The organism is Variovorax sp. J22P240, from assembly GCF_030316855.1.
Lineage (GTDB): Bacteria > Pseudomonadota > Gammaproteobacteria > Burkholderiales > Burkholderiaceae_C > Variovorax.
The window spans coordinates 176,052-192,389 of sequence record NZ_JASZYR010000002.1; the positions used below are offsets into that span (position 1 = coordinate 176,052).

Consider the following 16,338-nt stretch of genomic DNA (forward strand, 5'->3'; position numbering starts at 1 on the left):
CGCTCGCGAAAAACTCAGGTCTGGCGCCCTAGCAGCAGGAACTCCATCAGCGCCTTCTGCACGTGCATGCGGTTCTCGGCTTCGTCCCACACGACCGACTGAGGGCCGTCTATCACATCGGCCTCGACTTCCTCGCCGCGGTGCGCGGGCAGGCAGTGCATGAAGAGGGCGTCAGGCTGGGCCACGCGCATCATTTCGGTGTCGACGCACCAGTCGGCGAAGGCGGCACGGCGGGCCTCGTTCTCGGCCTCGTACCCCATGCTGGTCCAGACGTCGGTGGTCACTAGGTCGGCGCCGCGGCAGGCTTCCATCGGGTCCTTGAAGACCTTATAGCTCTCGGCCGAGCGGATGCCGGCGATCGACTGGTCGACCTCGTAGCCGCTCGGCGTGCTCACATGCACCTTGAAGCCGAGGATTTCGCTGGCCTGCAGCCAGGTGTTGGCCATGTTGTTGCCGTCGCCCACCCAGGCCACGGTCTTGCCCGCGATCGAGCCGCGGTGCTCGATGAAGGTGAAGATGTCCGCGAGGATCTGACAGGGATGGAACTCGTTGGTCAGCCCGTTGATGACCGGCACGCGCGAGTGCGCCGCGAAGGCTTCGATCTTGGTCTGCTCGAAGGTGCGGATCATCACGAGGTCGACCATGCGGCTGATCACCTTGGCGCTGTCCTCGATGGGCTCGGCGCGGCCCAGCTGGCTGTCGCCGGTGGTGAGGTGCACCACGCTGCCGCCGAGCTGGTACATGCCAGCCTCGAAGCTCACGCGCGTGCGGGTCGATGCCTTCTCGAAGATCATCGCGAGCGTGCGATCGACCAGGGGTTGGTGCTTCTCGTACGCCTTGAACTTCTTCTTGATCAGCGCAGCGCGCGCGAAGACGTGCGCGTACTCGTCGGCCGTGAAGTCCGAGAACTGCAGGTAGTGCCGAATGGCGGGCGTATCGGTCATGGCTGCGGCTCCGCGAGAAAGGCCTTCACCAACGGCACCAGGATCGCGACGATCTCGTCGGCTTCGGCGATGCTCAGGATCAGGGGCGGCACCAGGCGGATCACGCTGTCGGCCGTCACGCTCAGTAGCAGGCCGGCGTCGCACGCGCGGTTCAGGATCACGCCGCAGGGCCGGTCGAGCTCGATGCCGAGCATCAGGCCTTGGCCGCGGATCTCCTTCACGCCCGGCAGGCTGCCCAGCTCGCGCTCCAGCGCAGCCTTGAGATGCGAACCGACATTGGCTGCGTTGTCGAGCAGCTTCTGCTCTTCCATGATGCGGATCGTCTCGATGCCGGCGCGCATGGCGAGCGGATTGCCGCCGAAGGTCGTGCCGTGGTTGCCCGGGCCGAAGATGTGGGCGGCGCGCGGTCCGGCGACGACGGCACCGATCGGCACGCCCGAGCCCAGCCCCTTGGCCAGCGGCATCACGTCCGGCTTGATGCCGGCCCACTGGTGCGCGAACCACTTGCCCGTGCGGCCCATGCCGCATTGCACCTCGTCGATCATCATGAGCCAGTCGCGCTCGTCGCACAGTTGGCGCACCTGGCGCAGGTATTCCCAGCGCATGGGGTTGATGCCGCCTTCGCCCTGGATGGTCTCGAAGAACACGGCCACGACGTTCGGATTGCCTTCGGTCGCCTTCTTGAGCGCTTCGAAGTCGTTGAGCGGAACCCGGATGAAGCCCTCGACCAGCGGTCCGAAGCCTTGCTGGACCTTGGGATTGCCGGTGGCGGACAGCGTGGCGATGCTGCGGCCATGGAAGGCGGCTTCGTAGACCACGATTTCAGGCCGCTCGATGCCCTTGTCGTGGCCGAACTTGCGCGCGAGCTTGATCGCGGCTTCGTTGGCTTCCAGGCCCGTGCAGCAGAAGAAGGCGTTGGTGAGCCCGGAGAGTTCCGTCAGCTTGGTCGCGAGCTGCTCCTGGCCGGGCACGTGGTAGTAGTTCGAGCTATGGATTAGCTTCGAAATCTGGTCCTGCAGCGCGGGCACCAATTCGGGGTGGTTGTGGCCCAGCGTGTTGACGGCGATGCCGCCGAGGCCATCCAGGTACGCTCGCCCCTCGGTGTCCCACACTCGGCAGCCCTGGCCGTGCGACAGCGCGATCGGCAGGCGTCCGTAGGTGTTCATGACGTGGGGCGACGAGGGGGCGGCAGTGGCGCTCATGCGGTTCTCCGGAAAAGGGAACGCGGATTCTAGGCGTGTGATTTGACCGCTTCAGTGAGGATTGCGCATCACAGCAATGCCCCTGCAAATGTCGCTCGCGCGACCCCCCGGATAGAATCGTTGTGCGGCGCAGCATGAGCCTGTGCCTTCCTCTCCCGACTGATGGTTTCTCCCGACGCAAAAGAAGTTTTCATCCAGGGCATCACCCTGGATGGCCGGACATTTCGCCCCAGCGATTGGGCTGAACGATTGGCGGGCGTCATGTGCTCGTTCCGCCCGGGCGGTCCGCAGCCCGGAAGCCACCTCAATTATTCGCCCTGGTGCGTGCCGACCGTCATCAACGGGGTCAAGTGCGTCGTGGTGAACCGCGCCTTGCGCGATGCCGAGCCGATGGCCTGGGATTTCTGCCTCAATTTCGCGAAAGACAATAACCTGCAGGTGGCCGAGGCTTGCCTGGTACCGGACGTGCCGGCGCTTCAGGAACCCGCCAGGAAGTAGCGCCCGCAAAAAGGCGCGCCCATGAAAAAACCGCCCGAAGGCGGTTTTTCACTTTTGCTGCAGCGCACCCCGATCAAACGGCGGACTGGCGAACCGGTCCGGGCTGTTTGCCTGAAAGCGTCAGGCGGCGGCCTTTTCAGGGGCGAGGGCCAGGTTCTTGACCTTGGCCGACAGGCGGCTCTTGTCGCGAGCAGCCTTGTTCTTGTGGAAGATGCCCTTGTCGGCGACGGTGTCGACGATGCTCTGGGCCTTCGCGAAGAGTTCTGCCGCCTTGGTCTTGTCACCGGCCAGAACGGCCTTCTCGACGTTCTTTACGGCGGTGCGGTATTTGGAGCGCAGCGAGGTGTTCGCGGCGTTGAGCTTGACGTCCTGGCGGACGCGTTTACGGCCCGACGCGAGGCGCGGGTTCTTCTTCTTGGGCTTGGTGGATGCCATGGATTGATTTCCTAAGGTGTCTGGGGATGATGCAGCAAAGCCCTCCATTATAGGCGAAGGGCGCGAAGCCGTCCCAGGCGCCCGGAAGAGGGCGCGCGGCCACATACACTTCCGGCCTGTGTCCCTGCTCAAATCCGCCTCCACCGTCTCGCTGCTGACGCTCGCCTCCCGGGTGACCGGGCTGATTCGCGATCTGCTCATGGCCTCGGTATTCGGGGTCAGCGCGCTGACCGATGCCTTCAATGTCGCCTTTCGCATCCCCAACCTGTTCCGGCGGGTTTTCGGCGAAGGTGCGTTTAGCCAGGCTTTCGTGCCGGTGCTGGCCGCCACCCGCACGGAAAGCGGCGATGAGGGGGCCCGCCAACTGGTCGACCATGTTGCCACCCTGCTGACGTGGACGCTGGTCGTTCTTTGCGTTGCGGGTGTGGTTGGCGCGCCGCTGATGGTCTGGGCGATGGCCAGCGGCCTGAAGCAGACGACCCAGGGGTTCGACGCTGCCGTGGTCATGACGCGCTGGATGTTCCCGTACATTGGGTTCATGTCGCTGGTGGCGCTGGCCGGCGGCATCCTCAACACCTGGCGCAAGTTCGCGGTGCCCGCCGCATCGCCGGTGCTGCTGAATGTGTCGCTGATCCTCTCGATCCTCGTCGGCGCGCCCTGGTTCAGGCGGCACGGCATCGAGCCGATCTACGCGCAGTGCGTGGGCGTGATCGTGGGCGGGGTGCTGCAACTGGCCCTGCAGTTGCCGGCTCTGCACGGGCTGGGAATGCTGCCGCGCATCGGTGTGAGCCTGCGTGCGATCCGCACGGCCTGGGCCGACCCGACGACGCGCAAGATCGTGAAACTCATGCTGCCAGCGCTGATCGGTGTCAGCGCGGCGCAGATTTCGCTGCTGATCAACACACAGATCGCATCGCACCTGGCGCCCGGCAGCGTAACCTGGGTCACGTACGCCGATCGCCTGATGGAGTTCCCGACGGCGCTGCTCGGCGTGGCGCTGGGCGTGGTGCTCATGCCGCAGCTGGCGGGCGCGCGGGCCGCGAAGGACGATGCCCGCTATTCATCCCTGCTCGACTGGGGGCTGCGCCTCGTGGTGCTGCTTTCCGCGCCATGCGCAGTGGCCCTGCTCGTTTTCTCGAAACCGTTGGTCGCCGTGCTGTTCCACAACGGTGCGTTCAGCGCCCTGGACGTGCAGCGCACGACCGCGGCGCTGATGGGCTACGGCGTGGGCCTCGTCGGCACCGTCGCGATCAAGGTGCTCGCGCCCGGCTACTACGCGAAACACGATATGCGCACGCCGATGCTGATCGCGGTCGGCGTGCTGGTCCTCACGCAGATCCTCAACTTCTTCCTGGTGCCGGTGTTGCAGCATGCAGCCCTGACGCTCACCATCGGCATCGGCGCCCTGGTCAATTCGACCTGGCTGCTGGTCGGCCTGATCCGTCGCGGCAGCTACAAACCTTTGCCGGGGTGGGGGAAGTTCATTCTTCAGGTGCTGGTCGCCACGCTGGTGCTCGCCGCCTTGCTGGTTTGGGGCGCGCAGCATTTCGACTGGATCGGCCTACGCGCCGTGCGCCTGCAGCGCATCGGCCTGCTGGCCGCGCTGATCGCGGGTGCCGCGGCCATCTATTTCACCGTGCTCGCCGTCGCTGGCGTCAAGCTGCGCAGTTTTGTGCGGCGCTGAAGCCCTTCGGCGTTACCGCCTTGACGCTCCCCGATTGCTCCTCTACAAAGCCACATGACGTTCAGCTTCTCGACGCCCACTGCTCTCGAGTACTTCAGTTCACTCGTGAAGAGCGACGAGCAGTTTCCGTTGCTCGAAGCGGCGGCCAGCCTTGCGCAGGACGAATATCCCGAACTCGACGTGCAGCAGGTGCTGGGTGATGTCGACCAGTTGCTTGCCAGGCTCAAGCGGCGCCTGCCGGCAGACGCGGCGCACCTGCAGCGTTTGCGGATTCTCAATCAGTTCTTTTTTCATGACCTGAGCTTCGGCGGCAACGTCAACGATTACTACGATCCCGACAACAGCTACCTCAACGCGGTGCTGCGCACGCGGCGGGGCATTCCGATCTCGCTCGCCGTGCTGTGGATGGAACTTGCTCAGGGCCTTGGCCTGCAAGCGCGCGGCGTGGGTTTTCCGGGGCATTTCATGCTCAAGGTCACGCTGCCGAAGGGGCAGGTGGTGATCGACCCGTTCACCGGCAAGTCGCTCTCGCGCGAAGAACTCAGCGAACGCCTGGAGCCCTACAAGCGCAGCAACGGCCTGGTCGGTGATTTCGACGTACCGCTCGGCCTCTATCTCCAACCCGCGACGCCGCGCGAGATCATCGGGCGCATGTTGCGCAACCTGAAGGAAATCCATCACGCGCAGGAAGACTGGCAGCGGGCGATTGCCGTTCAGGATCGCTTGATCGCCCTGCTGCCCGAGGCGTGGGGCGAGCATCGCGACCGCGGACTGGCCCATGCGGAGCAGGGCAACTGCGCACTTGCGGTGCGCGACCTCGAAACCTATCTGGCGCACGCTGAAGACGCGCTCGACATCGATGCCATCGCCGAACGCGTGGCGGCGCTCCGCCGGGCGGAAAGCTGATGGAGCCGGCCAAGGCTTCGGCGGTGGACCTCGGGACGCTGCATGAATTCCATGGCGTCCAACCAGTGCTGCCGGTGGCCGATGTCACACGCGCGGCGCGCTACTTCCGCGATGTGCTCGGCTTCGAACTCGACTTCATCGCCGGCGAACCACCAAGCTACGCGCGGGTGAAGAAGGGTGATCGCAGCTACGGGGATCCCGTGTACCTGCGCCTCTGGCAGTGTGGCCGGCGCGAGGCCAGTCCCTGGCGCGGCGAAATCGTGATTCATGTCGGACGCGACGTCGATGGACTGCACGCGGCCTACGTCAAGCGCGGCGTGGTGGTGATCGAGCCGCCGACCTCCCAGCCATGGGGCTTGCGCGAGTTCGCGATCCGCGAGCCAGATGGGCACGTACTTCGCTTTTGCGGGTATCTCTAACTCGCCCCCAGGCTTGCCCACTTCGTGTGGCCGCCCACCCCCTGCCGGGGGCAACACCTGCGGGCCGGCGGAGCCGGATCCGCGGTGTTTCACGCTCTCATCGGTGCGCTTTCGTGGGTTGACGGGGAGCCGGGGAGGCCGAACTGGCGCCAGGCTCGGCGCAGTTGAGTGTCGGAGCCGAAGCCCGAGATGTCTGCCGCGCGGGTGACGTTGGCGCCGGATTGCAGTGCGAGTTGTGCGGTCGCGAGGCGCAAGCGACGCAGGTAGGCAAGTGGCGCTACGCCGGCGTGTTCGACGAAGAGGCGTGTCAGGTGTCGCGGCGATGTGTGGGCGACGTCGGCCATGCGGGGTACGTTCCAGTCGGCTTGCGGTTGTTCGCTCACGGCGTCCTGCACACGGTGCAGGGCGGCATGCAGGTGGTTGCGGTAGGCCAGGAAGGGCGACAGTTCCGGGTCGTGGGGGCCGCGTCGCATGGCGACGACCATGGTCTGGGCTACGCGCGCGGCGAGCGATTCGCCGCAGGTTTCGGCGATGCGGTGAAGCATGAGGTCGATGCCCGTCGTGACACCGGCGCTGCTGTAGAGCGGTGGATCCAGAACGAAGACTCGGTTGGCGACCACCTCGCAGCGTGGGTCGACGCGTTGCAGTTCGTCGAGGTGGTGGTGGTGCGTCGTCGCGCGGCGTCCGCTCAGCAGGCCCGCATGGGCTGCGAGAAGGGTGCCGGCACAGACCGTGATCAGCTCCAGCCGTCCGCTTTCGAGGCGCAGACGGCGCAACCAGTGCAGCAGCGTCTGTGCGTGCTCGTTGTCGATGGCCACCGTGTCGCCCGGCAGGCCGACCAGCACGATCCACGCCGGACCCTTCCATTGGGACGGCAGCGGCTGGAGTTCCGCGAGCGTGACGCCGACGGAACTCGTCGATGTCGACCGGGAGCTTGCGAAGACGAGTTCGAAGCGCGCCGGCCTCCCGCTTGCGACCAGCAACTGGTTGGCGATGCGCAGCGCTTCCGCTGGGCCGGCCCAATCGAGGATCAGGCTGTGGGGCAGCAGCGCAAAGACGACTCGGATGGGAGCGCTGCCAGCTAGTCGGGTCTCGTCCATGTGAAATCCATCTGTCGCGCCGTACGCAGGGCCAGCGCTTCATCGGCCAGTCGGGCCACGAGATGCAGGCTCATGTCGATACCCGCGGTGATGCCGGCGGATGTGACGATGCTGCCCTGGTCGATCCAGCGCACGCCTTCGCGCACATCGAGCGAAGGGAAGCGCGTTCGCAAGTCCGCGATGTCTTCCCAATGCGTCGTGACAGGCTCGTCGCGCAGCACGCCGCTGGCCGCCAGGAGGAAGGCGCCGGTGCAGACCGATGCGGTAACGCGGGCATCGCGGCTCGCGCTTGCGATCCACTCCAGCGTGGCCGCGCATTGCATCGCGGCGTCGACCACGCCGCCGGGCACGATCAGGACGTCCGCGGGAGGCGCGTCGGCAAACGAATGCTTCGGCAGAACGGAAAGCCCGGCCCGCATGCGCACTGGCGCCAGGCTGCGCGCTACGCAAGTCACCTCGAAGAGCGAGGGTGCGTCCGGTGCGGCTCGCCGGGCCATGCGGCTGGCCGTGGTGAAGACCTCGTAAGGCCCGGCGAGATCCAGCGCCTCGACATCGTCGAACGCGAGGATCGCAACACGCAGCGTGGGGTTCACACCGCTTCCTTCGTCCTTTCGGCGAGGCGCGTGAGCGCTTCGTCCACGCCGCAGATATTCGCGAATCGGCCATCGAGTACGGTGGCCGTCCGGGCCTTGATGTCGGCCGCGGTCAGCGGCTTGCCGTCGGGCTGGACCATGTCGAAGGTCAGTGTGGCATCGGGAACATAGTCGACCTGCCAGCCGAGGTCGGAGGCGTGGCGCGCGGTCGTTTCGCAGCATTGCTCGGTGCGGATGCCGCTGATGACGAGGCGGTCGACGCGGTTTTGGGTCAGCCAGACGTCCAGTCCGGTGCCCACGAGGGCGCTATGACGGCGCTTGGTGAAGGTGGCTGCGGCGTCGAAGCCGGCCAGTCCTTCGAGCGGCCGCACATGCCCCGATTCGACAGCGAAGGAATTGCTCGCCACGGCCGGTCCGTCGGTGTGGAAGATCCGGACGATGGGTGCGCCCGCGGCGGCGAAGCCCGAAATCAGCGCGTTCTGGGCGCCGAGGTACGCGGGCAGGCTTCGTTCGTCGAAATAGGGGCGGTGGCGGAACGACTCCTGAACATCGATCACTATCAGACAGCTCTTCATGGCGCGCAACTCCTGGTGAAAGGGGGATTGATACCCCCAATTTTCACGCATGGAGGTCGATTCGTCCGAGCCGGCGCGGACCGGAATCGATCAATTCAGGACATGACCTCCGCCTAAACCAGCTCAGCTGCCTTCAATTCTTTCTTGAGGTAGGCATAGAACAGCGGTGCCGCGACCAGCCCGGCCGGGCCGAACACGGCTTCGGCCACGAACATCACCGCCAGAAGCTCCCACACCGCCATCTGCGTGCGGCTGCCGACCACCTTGGCATTGATCAGGTATTCGGCCTTGTGGATCAGGATCAGGAACACCAGGCAGGCCAGGGCGACGATCGGCGACACCGACAGCCCCACCAGCGTGATGACCGCGTTGCACACGAGGTTGCCGACGATCGGCACCAACCCGGCGACGAAGGTCAGGGTGATCAGCGCCGGCGTATAGGGCAGTTCCATCTCCCACGCGGGCAGCAGAAACAGCAGGAAGATGGCCGTCAGGAAGGTGTTGAAGGCGGCGATCCAGAACTGAGCCGCCACGATCTGGCCGAAGGCCTCGCCGAACAGCACGATGCGTTCCTTGATCTGCTGGGCCAGCGGACGGCGCGATGGGACTTGCGTGGCGATGGCGGCCAGCGCGCCGATGATCAGGCCCACGTAGGCGAACAGCAGCCCGCCCAGCCACGCCCGGCCTGTCAGTGCGAGCGAGCCGGCCTGCGCGCGCAAGAAGCCGGCGATGGTCCGCTGTACCTCCGCCGAGCCTTCCGGCAGGTAGGCGGCGATGTCCGGGGGCAGCTTGAGGCGCAGTTCGAGCACTGTCCGCGCGACGAAGTCGAGCAGTTCCTGGTACTGCTCCGGAGCGTTGAGCACGAATTCGCGCGCCTCCGAAAAGCCGAGGATGAGGAGCCCGATCGGCGCCAGCATCACGAAGGTCGCCGCGGTGATGCGCGGGAACGGTGGAGTCATGGCCCACGCCGGATCGTTCGCGCTGATCTTTCGCGATCGGCGGAGGCCCGAATGCAGCACCCGGGCGATCCAGCGTGTGCCGAGAAATCCGATGCACACGCACAGCAGTCCCGGCAGCAAGCCCTGCCACATGATCAAGAGCAGAGTCCCGGCAATGAGCAGATAGCTCGCCGTGACCAGGGAACGCGACGGGGTGCGGGTCAGCTCGCTCACTCGGCGCAAGCTGTTCAGGCGACGACGACTGGTGCGCCGGACCCGCGCTCGGCGATGACGCCGATCTCGTGCACTGTCTCGCCGGCCGCGCGCAGCGTGGCTGCGCAGGCGGCGGCTTCGGCCGCGTCGATGACCACCACCATACCGATGCCATTGTTGAAGGTGCGGTTCATCTCGATGTCGTCGATGCCGGCAACCTTCTGCAGCCAGGCGAAGAGTTCGGTCTGCGGCCAGCTGCCTTTGCGCAGGTGGGCTGCCGTTCCCTCGGGCAGCACGCGCGGGATGTTCTCGAGCAGGCCGCCGCCGGTGATGTGGGCCAGGGCCTTGATAGGGTGCTTGGCGAGCGCGGCGAGCACCGGCTTCACGTAGAGGCGCGTCGGCGCCATCACGGCTTCGCGGAAGGGCTTGCCGTCCAGCGTCGGGGGCAGGGCGTCGCCTGCGCGCTCGATCACCTTGCGCACCAGGCTGAATCCATTGGAGTGCACGCCGGCCGAGGCCAGGCCCAGCACCACGTCGCCGGGCTTGACGTTCTGCCCGGTCAGGATCAACGATTTCTCGACCGCGCCCACGGCGAAGCCCGCCAGGTCGTACTCGCCCGCTGGGTACATGCCTGGCATTTCGGCCGTCTCGCCGCCGATCAGTGCGCAGCCGCTGAGCTCGCAGCCCCGGGCGATGCCGCCGACCACGGCCGCGGCCGTGTCCACGTCGAGCTTGCCGCAGGCGAAGTAGTCAAGGAAGAAGAGCGGTTCGGCGCCCTGCACCAGCACGTCGTTCACGCTCATGGCCACCAGGTCGATGCCCACGGTGTCATGCATGTTCCATTCGAATGCGAGCTTGAGCTTGGTGCCCACGCCGTCGGTGCCGCTCACCAGGACTGGTTCCTTGTAGCGCTTGGGCACTTCGAACAGGGCGCCGAAGCCGCCGATGCCGGCCAGCACGCCCTCGCGCATCGTCTTCTTGGCGAGGGGCTTGATCCGGTCGACCAGCGCGTCGCCGGCGTCGATGTCGACGCCCGCATCCTTGTAGCTGAGCGGAGTGGTGGAGTTGGAGTTCATGGCGGGCCGGGCTGGAGGAGGGGAAGGGCGGAAGGAGGAGGACAATGACGCCGGCAACCGATGCGGTCGGGCCGATAGAATTCGCCACGATTTTAAGGGCGCTCATCGGCTGCCCTCCCTCAGGCTTGTCAGTCCTGCCCCATGAACCCTTCTTTCGCGTCATCCGCGCCCCCTCAGCCGCTCGCAGCGGTCATGGCATGAAGCAACTTGCGCTCGACATTGGCCTCGCGACCGGTCCGACGCTCGCGGGCTTCTTCGCCGGGCCGAACGAGCCGGCGCTGCGGCACCTGACACTGTGGGTGGGCGATGCGCGCGCGCCCACGCTCCATTCGCCGGTGCCGACCTATCTCTGGGGGGAGGGCGGCTGCGGCAAGTCCCATCTGCTCGAAGCCGTCGGCGGCGCATTGCGCGAGCAGGGCGCCAGCATCGGCTGGCTGAGCCCGGCGTTGTCGAATCCGCCTGAGTTCGACGAGCGATGGGGTGCCGTGCTGCTCGACGACGTGCATCTCTTCACCGCCGTCCAGCAGCACGCGGCCTTCAACTGGTTCGTCAACGCCCAGAGCCTTCAGCGCGGCGTCGTCGCAGCCGGTGCCGTGCCTCCGGCCGATCTGAAGTTGCGCGAGGATCTTCGCACGCGCCTCGGCTGGGGACATGTGTTCCACTTGCAGGTGCTGAGCGAGACCGAGCGACGCGCGGTCCTGCGTCAAGCTGCGGACACCCGCGGCCTGATGCTGTCGGACGATGTGCTCGACTACATGCTGCATCGATTCAGCCGCGACCTCGGAAGCCTGATGGAACTGCTCACGCAGCTCGACGGCTACGCCTTGCAGACGCAGCGCGCGATCACCATCCCGCTGATCCGGTCGATGCTCGAAAATGAATAAGGTGCCCTGCGCGCCGAACCCTTCCTCCCAATGATCAAGAAATTCATCGACAAACTCCTCGGCAAATCCGGTGATGCTTCGCTCGGCAAGGCCCGCTTCGGCAAACGCCAGGAGGTCGCCGCGTCGGTGCACGGCATCGATCCGGCACTGGTCGATGAGCGCGCGAAGAACGTGGTCACGACCTTGCAGGGGGCCGGTTTCGAGGCCTATGTGGTCGGCGGCGCGGTGCGCGACCTGCTGCTGGGCCTGCGGCCGAAGGATTTCGACGTCGCGACCAACGCCACGCCCGAACAGGTGAAGAGCCTGTTCCGCCGTGCCTTCATCATCGGCCGGCGCTTTCGCATCGTCCATGTGGTGTACGGGCGTGGGCGCGACCATGAAGTGATCGAGGTCTCGACCTTCCGCGCTTACATGGACAGCGCGGGCGCCGAGCAGGTGGCCGGCAACGAACGCACCAGCAAGGGCGAACTCGCCGGCATGAAGCACGCCGTCGATGCGAGCGGCCGCGTGCTGCGCGACAACGTCTGGGGTCCGCAGGAAGAAGACGCGGCGCGGCGCGACTTCACCGTCAACGCGATGTACTACGACCCGGCGAGCCAGATCGTGGTCGACTATCACAACGGCATCAAGGACGCGAAGAAGCTCACACTGCGCATGATCGGCGATCCGATCACGCGCTATCGCGAGGATCCGGTGCGCATCATCCGCGCGATCCGCTTCTCGGCCAAGCTGGCGGCACTCGGGTTCAAGCTCGAACCCAAGACGGCTGCGCCGCTGATCGAATCGAGCCGGCTCCTGGCCGACGTGCCGCAAAGCCGTCTGTTCGACGAGATGCTCAAGCTGCTGCAGACCGGCCACGCCGTCGCCACTGTGGCGCAGCTGCGCAAGCTGGGCCTCTCGACCGGCATCTATCCGTTGCTCGATGTCGTGGTGGAGCGCGCCGAGCAGCCCTTCGTCAACGCCGCCCTGGTGGACACCGACCGTCGCGTCGGCGAAGGCAAGCCCGTGGCACCCAGCTTCCTGCTGGCCTGCGTGCTGTGGGCCGACGTTCGCGACGGCTGGGCGCAGCGTATGGAAGCGCGGCACGGCCAGCGCCCCCAGGCCCCGTTTCCGGCGCTGCAGGATGCGATCGATGACGTGTTCAACGCTCGCATCGGCGACGTCTCTGGCCGCGGCAAGCTGGCGGCCGACATGCGCGAGATCTGGATGATGCAGCCGCGATTCGACAAGCGCAGCGGCGCCACGCCCTACAGCCTGGTCGATCAGGCTCGCTTCCGCGCGGCCTTCGACTTCATGCGGCTGCGCGCCGACGTCGGTGAAATCGGCGAAGCGATCGCCGAGTGGTGGCAGGAATTCAGCACGGCTGACGACGTTCGCCGGCAGGACCTGATGGACCAGGTGCGCGACGAACAGCACAAGAAGACACGCCAACGCGTGCCGGCGCGCGCATCGGCGGATTCATCGCCCGGGCATCGAGCGGCCGCTCCCAAGCCCGAGGCCGAGGCCGAGGCCGAGGCCGCTCTGCCGCCGGACGGAGAAGTCGCCTCGGCACCGCGCAAGCGCCGCCGCCGGCGCAAGCCGCGCACCGGCGGGGGCGAGGCCGGCAGCGTCGCCGCTGAATGACGACGCAGGCCTTCGTCGCGATCGGCGCCAACCTCGGCGATGCGCGCGAGACCGTGGAGCGTGCCATCGCCGACCTGGCAAGCTTGCCGAAGACGCGCGTGACTGCGCGCTCATCGCTTTACAGGACTGCGCCCGTCGATGCGACGGGCCCGGATTTCATTAACGCCGTCGTGGAACTGCAGACAGAACTCGATCCGCACGCGCTTCTGGCTGAACTCCATCGCCTGGAGGCCGTCGCGGGTCGCGAACGCCCGTACCGGAACGCGCCGCGCACGCTCGATCTCGACCTGTTGCGCCATGGCGATGCCGTGATCGAAACCCAAACTCTGACGCTTCCGCATGCGCGCATGAACGAACGGGCGTTCGTCCTCTTGCCACTCGCTGAAATCGCGCCGGACCAAGTCACGAGCGAGCAGATCGCTCACGTGGCCGACCAACGGATCGAGCGGCTCTGAGAGCCTCGTTCAGGCCCGCCCATTACACTTGCGCGGTTTTTCACGAAGGTGTCACACGTCTGCGCTGTGACCACCGCGAACCCAGGAGAGCGCCATGTTCGGCAAGCTGCTGCCCCGCGAGGGGAATTTTTTCGAGATGTTCAATCAGCACGCCGACCGAATCGTCGAAGCCGCGCGCGCCTTCGAACATCTGGTCGCCAACTACAACGATCTGCACCTGCGCGAGCAGTACAACCGCGACGTCGACAACGCGGAGCGTGCGGCCGATCGCGTGACGCATGACGTCAACCGGCTGATCCACAAGACTTTCATCACGCCGATCGATCGTGAGCAGATCCACAAGCTGATCAACACGATGGACGACGTCGCCGACCTGATCCAGGATTCGGCGGAAACCATGGCGCTCTACGACGTGCGCCACATGACCGAGGAAATCACGCGCCTCACCATGCTCAGCGTGAAGTGCTGCGAACGGGTGAAGGACGCCGTCAAGTTCCTCGGCAAGATCACCGATCCGGCGACGGCCGAGGCCACGCTCAAGACCTGCGAAGAGATCGACCGGCTCGAATCCGATGCGGACCGCGTGATGCGCAGCGCCATGAGCAAGCTGTTCCGCGAAGAGCCGGACGTGCGCGAGGTCATCAAGCTCAAGGCCATCTACGAGCTGCTCGAAACGATCACCGACAAGTGCGAAGACGTCGCCAACGTGATCGAGGGCATCGTCCTCGAGAACTCCTGACCGCGGGCCGCGAATGGAAACGGTTCAGGTCGCCCTTTGGGTGGTAGTAGTGCTGGTCGCGCTGGCCATCGCCTTCGACTTCATGAACGGATTTCACGACGCGGCGAATTCGATCGCCACCGTCGTGTCGACCGGTGTTCTCAAGCCCGGCCAGGCGGTCGTCTTTGCGGCTTTCTTCAACCTGATCGCGATCTTCGTGTTTCACCTGAGCGTGGCGGCGACGATCGGCAAGGGGATCGTGCAGCCCGGCATCGTGGACGTGCACGTCGTCTTCGGCGCGCTGGTGGGTGCCATCAGTTGGAACCTCGTGACCTGGTATTACGGTATTCCGAGCAGTTCGTCGCACGCGCTGATCGGCGGCATCGTGGGTGCAGTGATCGCCAAGGCGGGCTCAGGCTCGCTGATTGCCTCGGGCATCTGGAAGACGGTGGCATTCATCTTCGTGTCGCCGTTGCTCGGCTTCCTGCTGGGTTCGCTGATGATGGTCGTGGTCGCCTGGACGTTCAGGCGTTCCACACCGTCGCGAGTGGATCGATGGTTCCGGAGGCTGCAACTGGTCTCGGCCGGCGCCTATAGCTTGGGTCACGGCGGCAATGACGCGCAGAAGACCATCGGCATCATCTGGATGTTGCTGATCGCCACCGGCTACGCTGCCGCCGATGCGGATGCGCCGCCGATGTGGACGATCGTGAGCTGCTATACCGCCATCGCGCTCGGCACCATGTTCGGGGGCTGGCGCATCGTCAAGACGATGGGGCAGAAGATCACGAAGCTCAAGCCCGTCGGCGGCTTCTGCGCAGAAACCGGTGGGGCGTTGACGCTGTTCCTCGCGACGGCGCTCGGCATCCCGGTGTCGACGACGCACACGATCACGGGCGCCATCGTCGGGGTGGGCTCGGCACAGCGCGCGAGTGCGGTGCGCTGGGGCGTCGCCGGCAACATCGTGTGGGCCTGGATCTTCACGATCCCCGCGTCGGCCTTCGTTGCCGCGATCGCCTACTGGATCGGCATTCAGGTTTTCTAGCTCGGCTTTACTGGGAAATCTTCCGACCTGCTTCGATTTCGTGTTCGAAGTAGCGCTGGAAGCTGAATGCCAGGCTGGCCATGAGGATGGTGCTGCCGAAGAACAGCGCCAGGACGACCGCACCGATGGTCAGCCAGGTCGTGTTGCCGGCCGTGGTGGCCTCGGCGTCGGCAAGTCCCGCGTTGTAGCGGGCGTTCCACTTTTCCGGTGACATCAATCCGTAGACGATGGCGGTGAGCGCGCAGCCGGAGATGGTGAAGCCGAGCAGCGGGATTAGCGCCCAACTCAATCCATCGTCAAGGCCGTGGAGCCGCACGCGCTCGATGCCGTACAGGCCAAGGGCGGTCGGGATCGGGAGCAACCAGCCGAGGGTGTTGGAAAGGCCGCGAAGATAGAAGCAGTGCAGACCCAACGGGCCGCCCAGGAAGGCCAGCCATGCGGCCACGGTCTTGTTCTTCATTCGGGCTTGGTCGAACTGCCTTCGCCCAGTACCTTTTCCATCAGCACGACGTCGCGCCACTCGCCGAACTTCCATCCGCAGTCCTTGAGTACGCCCACGTGGCTGAAGCCTTGGGCGCGGTGCACGCCGATGGAACCCGCGTTGGCGGAATCGCCGATCACCGCGATCAGCTTGCGCACGCCGACGGTCTCGGCGGCCTGGGCAAGTGCGGCCAGCAGCTTGGCACCGAGGCCCTGTCCGCGCGCGTTCTCGGCGAGGTAGATCGAGTCTTCCGCCGAGAAGCGATAGGCGGGACGCGGCTTGAACCAGTTGCAGTAGGCGAAGCCGAGAAGTTCGCCCTCACGCTCTGCGACGAGGTAGGGGAGCTTCTTTGAGAGGACGTCGGCCCGGCGGGTGGCTATGTCGCCGGCGGTCGGTGGTTCGGTTTCGAAGGTGCCCGTGCCGTGCAGCACATGGTGGGCGTAGATGGCGGTGATGGCTGCGACGTCTTCGTCGCGGCTGGGTCGGATGAGGGTCATTCGGGAGCGCTTGGCGAGGCCAAGGATGAGAAAAATGGAGTGCGGGCTATAA

The 16,338-nt window shown here is 65.8% G+C and carries 19 protein-coding genes; 9 read left to right on the forward strand and 10 right to left on the reverse strand.

Going from position 1 to position 16,338, the window contains the following annotated elements:
• Nucleotides 1–14: 14 nt before the first annotated feature.
• Both argF and QTI24_RS07725 read right to left on the reverse strand, forming a co-directional pair.
• Nucleotides 15–944: an ornithine carbamoyltransferase gene (gene argF / locus QTI24_RS07720; RefSeq protein WP_286599534.1), complete on the reverse strand. Its 930-nt coding sequence runs from the start codon at nt 942–944 to the stop codon at nt 15–17.
• Complete coding sequence (locus QTI24_RS07725; protein ID WP_286599535.1) at nt 941–2,146, reverse strand: aspartate aminotransferase family protein; 1,206 nt, start codon at nt 2,144–2,146, stop codon at nt 941–943. The genes argF and QTI24_RS07725 overlap by 4 nt, the downstream gene beginning before the upstream one ends.
• A 162-nt stretch (nt 2,147–2,308) precedes the next feature.
• Between QTI24_RS07725 and QTI24_RS07730 the strand changes: the two genes are divergently transcribed.
• Nucleotides 2,309–2,644, forward strand: coding sequence for a DUF3579 domain-containing protein (locus tag QTI24_RS07730; protein ID WP_286599536.1), 336 nt, complete (start codon nt 2,309–2,311; stop codon nt 2,642–2,644).
• Nucleotides 2,645–2,764: 120 nt separating this feature from the next.
• Here QTI24_RS07730 and rpsT read toward each other — a convergent pair whose 3' ends face one another.
• Nucleotides 2,765–3,079, reverse strand: a complete 315-nt coding sequence (gene rpsT, locus QTI24_RS07735; protein ID WP_286567397.1) for a 30S ribosomal protein S20 — start codon at nt 3,077–3,079, stop codon at nt 2,765–2,767.
• Between the two features lie 118 nt (nt 3,080–3,197).
• Here rpsT and murJ point away from each other — a divergent pair, with 118 nt between their 5' ends.
• Genes murJ through QTI24_RS07750 form a run of 3 tightly spaced genes read left to right on the forward strand, consistent with a single transcriptional unit; the run spans nt 3,198 to nt 6,088 of the window.
• A complete protein-coding gene (gene murJ / locus QTI24_RS07740; protein WP_286599537.1) occupies nt 3,198–4,763 on the forward strand; it encodes a murein biosynthesis integral membrane protein MurJ in 1,566 nt (521 codons plus the stop codon).
• 54 nt (nt 4,764–4,817) lie between these two features.
• Complete coding sequence (locus tag QTI24_RS07745) at nt 4,818–5,669, forward strand: SirB1 family protein (RefSeq protein ID WP_286599539.1); 852 nt, start codon at nt 4,818–4,820, stop codon at nt 5,667–5,669.
• Nucleotides 5,669–6,088 carry a bleomycin resistance protein gene (locus tag QTI24_RS07750; RefSeq protein WP_286599541.1) on the forward strand — a complete coding sequence of 140 codons (420 nt, stop codon included), beginning with the start codon at nt 5,669–5,671 and terminating at the stop codon, nt 6,086–6,088. The genes QTI24_RS07745 and QTI24_RS07750 overlap by 1 nt, the downstream gene beginning before the upstream one ends.
• 89 nt (nt 6,089–6,177) lie before the next feature.
• On the opposite strand, the gene QTI24_RS07755 is transcribed toward QTI24_RS07750, so the two are convergent.
• The 5 genes from QTI24_RS07755 to purM form a co-directional block, all read right to left on the reverse strand.
• Nucleotides 6,178–7,188 (reverse strand): GlxA family transcriptional regulator, encoded by a 1,011-nt coding sequence (locus QTI24_RS07755; protein ID WP_286599543.1) that lies wholly within the window; start codon nt 7,186–7,188, stop codon nt 6,178–6,180.
• A complete protein-coding gene (locus QTI24_RS07760; RefSeq protein WP_286599544.1) occupies nt 7,170–7,781 on the reverse strand; it encodes a DJ-1/PfpI family protein in 612 nt (203 codons plus the stop codon). Before QTI24_RS07760 ends, QTI24_RS07755 begins: the two co-directional genes overlap by 19 nt.
• Complete coding sequence (locus QTI24_RS07765) at nt 7,778–8,356, reverse strand: isochorismatase family protein (protein WP_286599545.1); 579 nt, start codon at nt 8,354–8,356, stop codon at nt 7,778–7,780. Before QTI24_RS07765 ends, QTI24_RS07760 begins: the two co-directional genes overlap by 4 nt.
• Nucleotides 8,357–8,469: 113 nt before the next feature.
• The gene (locus tag QTI24_RS07770) at nt 8,470–9,447 is read right to left on the reverse strand and encodes an AI-2E family transporter (protein WP_503011235.1); all 978 of its coding nucleotides are present in this window, start codon (nt 9,445–9,447) and stop codon (nt 8,470–8,472) included.
• A 95-nt stretch (nt 9,448–9,542) separates the two neighbouring features.
• Nucleotides 9,543–10,583, reverse strand: a complete 1,041-nt coding sequence (purM, locus tag QTI24_RS07775; protein WP_286599547.1) for a phosphoribosylformylglycinamidine cyclo-ligase — start codon at nt 10,581–10,583, stop codon at nt 9,543–9,545.
• Nucleotides 10,584–10,780: 197 nt separating this feature from the next.
• Here purM and hda point away from each other — a divergent pair, with 197 nt between their 5' ends.
• The 5 genes from hda (at nt 10,781) to QTI24_RS07800 (ending at nt 15,308) form a co-directional block, all read left to right on the forward strand.
• A complete protein-coding gene (gene hda / locus QTI24_RS07780; protein WP_286599548.1) occupies nt 10,781–11,467 on the forward strand; it encodes a DnaA regulatory inactivator Hda in 687 nt (228 codons plus the stop codon).
• A 30-nt stretch (nt 11,468–11,497) separates the two neighbouring features.
• Nucleotides 11,498–13,090, forward strand: coding sequence for a polynucleotide adenylyltransferase PcnB (gene pcnB / locus QTI24_RS07785; RefSeq protein ID WP_286599549.1), 1,593 nt, complete (start codon nt 11,498–11,500; stop codon nt 13,088–13,090).
• On the forward strand, nt 13,087–13,545 hold the full coding sequence (gene folK / locus QTI24_RS07790; protein ID WP_286599550.1) for a 2-amino-4-hydroxy-6-hydroxymethyldihydropteridine diphosphokinase: 459 nt from the start codon (nt 13,087–13,089) through the stop codon (nt 13,543–13,545). The genes pcnB and folK overlap by 4 nt, the downstream gene beginning before the upstream one ends.
• Nucleotides 13,546–13,639: 94 nt before the next feature.
• The gene (locus QTI24_RS07795) at nt 13,640–14,284 is read left to right on the forward strand and encodes a DUF47 domain-containing protein (protein WP_028248672.1); all 645 of its coding nucleotides are present in this window, start codon (nt 13,640–13,642) and stop codon (nt 14,282–14,284) included.
• 13 nt (nt 14,285–14,297) lie between these two features.
• Entirely contained in the window at nt 14,298–15,308 is a 1,011-nt protein-coding gene (locus QTI24_RS07800) for an inorganic phosphate transporter (RefSeq protein WP_286599551.1), read from the forward strand.
• Nucleotides 15,309–15,315: 7 nt separating this feature from the next.
• Here QTI24_RS07800 and QTI24_RS07805 read toward each other — a convergent pair whose 3' ends face one another.
• Nucleotides 15,316–15,768, reverse strand: coding sequence for a TM2 domain-containing protein (locus QTI24_RS07805; protein ID WP_286599552.1), 453 nt, complete (start codon nt 15,766–15,768; stop codon nt 15,316–15,318).
• Entirely contained in the window at nt 15,765–16,286 is a 522-nt protein-coding gene (locus QTI24_RS07810) for a GNAT family N-acetyltransferase (RefSeq protein ID WP_286599553.1), read from the reverse strand. Before QTI24_RS07810 ends, QTI24_RS07805 begins: the two co-directional genes overlap by 4 nt.
• Nucleotides 16,287–16,338 lie beyond the last annotated feature (52 nt).